Annotated in this window: 1 protein-coding gene and 1 pseudogene; one reads left to right on the top strand and one right to left on the bottom strand. The window is 42.6% G+C overall.

Translation table 11 applies throughout. The features are described 5' to 3' along the window. Nucleotides 1–105: pseudogene (locus tag PVE40_RS12995) on the top strand (DUF302 domain-containing protein); the annotation flags it as partial. Nucleotides 106–278: 173 nt separating this feature from the next. On the opposite strand, the gene PVE40_RS12670 reads toward PVE40_RS12995, so the two are convergent. Next, complete coding sequence (locus tag PVE40_RS12670; RefSeq protein ID WP_274732294.1) at nucleotides 279–1616, bottom strand: IS1380 family transposase; 1338 nt, start codon at nucleotides 1614–1616, stop codon at nucleotides 279–281. Nucleotides 1617–1684: the final 68 nt, after the last annotated feature.

Below are 1684 nucleotides of genomic sequence, written 5' to 3'. Positions count from 1 at the left end.
ACAACTAAATCATTCCAAGCGGCAACAGAAGCACTCATTGAGAAACTCAAAGAAAGAGAATTTGGTGTATTGTATCACCTGAATTATTCATACCACCCCAAATCTTGATATGAACAACTCTATTTCATCTGCAATATTGGATTTTTGGCAGAGCTATTATTTTTTCCCTTTCAAAACGTCTCTTAGAGACGAAAAGAAGCACGGAATGCGATTGTTATTGTGTTTTTGGACATACTAATCCCTTTGTTCGAACGTTTTTTTAAATTTGCGGGGTCTCCTCACCAAGACAAGGATTGAATTTGCCGTAGGATATGAAAAAATTCATCTTGGTAGACATGATGGGTGCTGAGTTTTAGCATCATGCGTCTTCCGCTGTGGATCAGTTTCCCAGCGATCTTGAAAAACCGAAGACGAATACTTTGTATCTGTAGGCCTTTGGCCTTTTCCGGGAAAGCTAGTGTGCGTATAAAATTGTTGATGTTATAGGAAAGGACGCTGACCATCATGCGGACGGCATTCTCCAAGAAATGAGAACTGTCCGTCTTGTCGAAGAAGAAGCCATTCTTGGCTTCCTTGATGAAATTCTCCATCGTACCTCTCTTCCAATACGTTTGGTAGACTTGTTCAGTCGAGACAACATCGGATAGATTGGTGATAATGAATTCATGGTGGAAAATCAGTTCATTTGCTTCCCTGACAGAACGAATGCAAACCCTACGATCATGCTTCCAAGTGCCGGCTTGGTAGCGAATGGAGTAGAAATGCTCTTCCTTCTGACTCCATTCGGTCTCATCCCCAACTTGAACAAACTGTTCCGCGAACTCATGCAAGCGGGCATTCCGTTTGAGCCGAATGACGTACTGATGCTCTTTTTCTTCACAGAGGTCATACAGTTCCGGCGCTGCAAAGCCACTATCTGCGCGGACAAGAATGGTGCTGACTGGAACGATCTGATTATAGTGTTCAAGAAGCGGATTCAAAAAATCGGCTGCCCCGGTTGAGCAGTATGTGTTTCCGGAACGCAGTTCCGCCTTCAGAAAGTCCTTGGTCAGACCATCGAAGGCAACGAGCGGATGATGATAACCGGTCGTTTGATAATGTGTATTGAAGGCCGTTTCTTCTTGATTGCCGTAGGTGTCACTATATGTAGAATCCAAATCCAATACCATTTCTGTTGCATTCCGTTGTATGCGGACCTTATCCAGCATCACTTGATTGAGCGCTTGTAGCTGCAAAAGTGCATCGGGACTCTCACTAATACGATCCCAAAAACACGAAAGCGAAGGTTGTGAAGCCAATACAGATTTTTCAAGCATCTGCTGGAAGAAAGGATCATGACGTAAGATGTTGGCAGATGCATCGGTATCATAGCCTGCAATTAATTGGAAAATCAGTTGTTCAAGGAGGGTTTCATTCGAATGTGTAGGTGAAAGACGATAGTCTTGAAAATGCAGCTCTTTCTCCATCAACTGTTCGAATCCGATTGAATAAAGGAATTCTTTAACTAAAACGAGACCAGTATCCGTGGAGAGATTACCTCCAGTATTTGTAACCGTCATTTTTATATGAAAACACAAGCTAAAAAAAGCGCAAAAAGTCACTACCCATGGTATCATGTAGGTGTTAAAATTTTAAATTTTTAGAGGGCTCTTGTTCTGTTGCCGCAGACCGAGAGCTTTTTCCT

It is taken from the genome of Jeotgalibaca caeni, assembly GCF_028863945.1.
Classification (GTDB): Bacteria; Bacillota; Bacilli; order Lactobacillales; family Aerococcaceae; genus Jeotgalibaca; species Jeotgalibaca caeni.
Note: the sequence above shows the minus strand (reverse complement) of the source record. Positions and strands in the feature narration are given on the sequence as shown.